The organism is Dietzia cercidiphylli (assembly GCF_014145145.1).
Classification (GTDB): domain Bacteria; phylum Actinomycetota; class Actinomycetes; order Mycobacteriales; family Mycobacteriaceae; genus Dietzia; species Dietzia natronolimnaea.
Genome location: NZ_JAALEA010000128.1, coordinates 1 through 3271, shown reverse-complemented (window position 1 = coordinate 3271; position 3271 = coordinate 1). Strand labels below are relative to the sequence as shown.

The window sequence follows — 3271 nt, the reverse complement described above, 5'->3', positions numbered from 1 at the left end:
CGGCCGGACACCCCGCGTCCGCCGCCCGCTACATCGCGGCGCGGCCGCTGGAGGTGGCCGACAAGCTCGCCGACGGCGCCTACGACCTGCTCGTCGCCGATGTCCCGGATCACTCGGTCGCCCGGGTGGTGTCCCGCGCTCACCAACTGTTGCGTCCCGGCGGTGCGCTGGTCCTGATCGGTGAGCACGCACCGCTGCCGGAGGGCGCGGACCTGCCCGAACACGCACACGTCACCGTGCTGCCCGTCGGCGGCGGGCTGACCGTGGTCGCACTCTGAGCCCGCGCGCCCGGAGGCGGCGAACCCTGGACCGGACCCGGCTGGCGACTCAGCCGGGCAGCGACGTGACGGAGTTTTTGGACACGCTCACCACTCCGCCGGCACTGATCGGGAACCGGAGCCGGTCGCGCTCGTGATCCACGCCGATCACGTCGCCCGGGCCGATCGAGGAGTTCTTGTCCACGATCGCCCTGCGCACCACGGCGCCCCGACCGATCCGCACACCGGGCATCAGCACGCTGCCCTCCACCACGGCGCCGTCCTCGACCACCACGTTGTTCGAGACCACGGAGTTGCGCACGGTGGCCGCGGAGATGATCGTCCCCGCCCCCACCATCGACTCCTGGGACATGCCGCCGTTGACGAACTTGGCGGGCGGCAGGTTGTCCTGCTGGGTCCGGATCGGCCACAGGTTGTTATAGAGGTTGAACACCGGGTGCACTGAGACCAGGTCCACGTGGGCGTCGTAGAACGCGTCGATGGTCCCCACGTCCCGCCAGTACCCCCGGTCGCGCTCCGTCTCGCCCGGGACCCGGTTGCGGGCGAAGTCGTAGACGTACGCGCGCTCCTGTTCCACCAGCGCGGGGATGATGTCCCCGCCCATGTCGTGGGTGGAATCGGGCTTCTCCGCGTCCGCCTTGAGGGCCGTGACGAGCGCATCCGTGGTGAAGATGTAGTTGCCCATCGAGGCGAACGTCGCATCCGGGTCGTCCGGCGTCCCCGGAGGATCGGAGGGCTTCTCGACCCAGTCCCGGATCAGGTCGTCGTCCCCCGCGTCGATGCAGCCGAAGGCGAAGGCCTCACTGCGGGGGACCCGGATCCCGGCGACCGTGACCGCGGCCCCCGTGGCGATGTGGTGGTCGAGCATCTGACGGGGGTCCATGCGGTAGACGTGATCGGCCCCGAAGACGACGATGTGGTCCGGCTTCTCGTCGTGGACCAGGTTCAGCGACTGCAGGATGGCGTCCGCCGACCCGGTGTACCACCGCGGTCCGAGCCGCTGCTGCGCGGGAACGGGGGTGATGTACTCGCCCCCCATCCCCCTCATGTGCCACACCTGGGAGATGTGCCGGTCGAGGGAGTGCGACTTGTACTGCGTGAGGACGCAGATCCGCATGAAGCCGGCGTTGACGAGGTTGCTCAGGACGAAGTCGATCAACCTGTACGACCCGCCGAACGGCACCGCCGGTTTGGCGCGGTCCGCGGTGTGCGGGAAGAGGCGCTTGCCCTCGCCACCGGCGAGAACGATTGCTAGGACGTGCGGCTGGTTCCTCACCCCCCCACCGTAACGACTTCCGGGCCGTTGCCACGGACCATCACGGGACTTGCCCCCGCACCGCCCCGCGCCGACACCCCGTGGTCGGGCGGGGTTCACCCGCAACGGTCCCGGGGACGCCCCGGGGGGCTAGGTTGACCGGTGTGCGAGTAGCGATGATGACGAGGGAGTACCCACCGGAGGTCTACGGCGGGGCGGGGGTCCACGTGACCGAACTGGTGGCCACCCTGCGGCCGCTGTGCGAGGTCGACGTCCTGTGCATGGGCGCGGACCGCGACACCGCGCGGGCGTTCCGGCCCGATCCGGAGCTGGGCGAGGACGCCAACCCGGCGATCCGGACCCTCTCCGCCGGCCTGCGCATGTGCGTGGCCGCGGAGGGGGCGGACATCGTCCACTCCCACACCTGGTACGCGGGCCTGGCCGGCCACCTCGCCGGGGAGCTCTACGGCATCCCCCACGTGGTGTCCGCGCACTCTCTCGAGCCCAGCCGACCCTGGAAGGCCGAGCAGCTCGGGGGCGGCTACCGCGTCTCGTCGTGGTCGGAGCGCAACGCCTTCGCCCACGCTGACGCCGTGGTCGCGGTGAGTGCACGGATGAAGGACGAGATCCTGCGCGTCTACCCCGAGGTCGATCCGGAGAAGATCCACGTGATCCTCAACGGCATCGACACCTCGGTGTGGTCACCGGTCGAGACGTTCGCCGGGGAGGACTCGGTCCTCCGGCGGCACGGTGTCGACCCGGACCGACCGATCGTGGCGTTCGTCGGTCGCATCACACGTCAGAAGGGAGTGCCCCACCTGGTCCGCGCGGCCCGAGATTTCCACCCGGACGCCCAGCTCGTGCTCTGTGCGGGTGCCCCGGACACCCCGGAGATCGCGGCCGAGATGGAATCACTGGTCGCCGACCTGCAGTCCACCCGGGACGGCGTCTACTGGCTCCGCGACATGCTGCCGCGCGCGGAGGTCATCGAGATCCTCTCCGCCGCCACGGTGTTCGCGTGCCCGTCGGTGTACGAACCCCTCGGGATCGTCAACCTCGAGGCCATGGCCTGCGACACCGCCGTCGTCGCCTCCGATGTCGGCGGGATCCCGGAGGTCGTCATCGACGGCGAGACCGGCACGCTCGTCCACTACGACGAGTCGGACCCGGACGCCTTCGAGGCCGGTCTCGCGGCCGCGGTCAACGAACTCGTCGTCGATCCGGGCAAGGCCGCCGCGTACGGCCGTGCCGGGCAGGAGCGGGCCCGGACGCGGTTCGCGTGGGAGGCGATCGCCGAGCAGACCCACGCGATGTACGCCTCACTCCTGTAGAGCGCCTACCTCCTGTAGAGCGCCTCACTCGTGTAGAGCGCCTCACTCGTGTAGAGCGCGTCACTCCTGCAGAGACCTGCGGAACGTCCGCACCTCGACGTGGACGCGGACCGGGCCGTCGCCGGACCCGATGGCCCGCTCGACCCCGGCCCGACCCAGGTGGACTCCACTGGGGCCCATGAGGGCCAGGTCCGCGGCGATCGCGGCGGGAACCGTGGTGGTGACGTCGACCACCCGGACCGGACCGGGGTCGAACCCGGCGGCCAGGTGCGTGTCCAGGCGCTCGGCCTTGTCCGCCGCGGGTGCGAGCATCCCGACCCGCGACCGCAGGGGCTCGAGATGACCCGGGCCCGGCACCGCGACGACGAGAGTCCCGCCCGGGCGGAGGACCCGGGCGAACTCGGCGG

Annotated in this window: 3 protein-coding genes and 1 pseudogene; 2 read left to right on the top strand and 2 right to left on the bottom strand. The window is 70.9% G+C overall.

Features of this window, described 5'->3' with window-relative positions; genetic code table 11:
- Positions 1-278, top strand: a 278-nt coding sequence (locus tag G6028_RS05365; protein ID WP_479682419.1) for an O-methyltransferase, incomplete at its 5' end; no start/stop codon positions are given.
- 49 nt (positions 279-327) lie between these two features.
- On the opposite strand, the gene glgC is transcribed toward G6028_RS05365, so the two are convergent.
- Positions 328-1554: a glucose-1-phosphate adenylyltransferase gene (gene glgC / locus G6028_RS05360; RefSeq protein WP_182658262.1), complete on the bottom strand. Its 1227-nt coding sequence runs from the start codon at positions 1552-1554 to the stop codon at positions 328-330.
- Between the two features lie 143 nt (positions 1555-1697).
- Between glgC and glgA the strand changes: the two genes are divergently transcribed.
- A complete protein-coding gene (glgA, locus tag G6028_RS05355; protein WP_338404153.1) occupies positions 1698-2864 on the top strand; it encodes a glycogen synthase in 1167 nt (388 codons plus the stop codon).
- A gap of 60 nt (positions 2865-2924) precedes the next feature.
- Here the strand turns inward: glgA and G6028_RS05350 are convergent.
- Positions 2925-3271, bottom strand: a pseudogene (locus tag G6028_RS05350) (methyltransferase type 11); the annotation flags it as partial.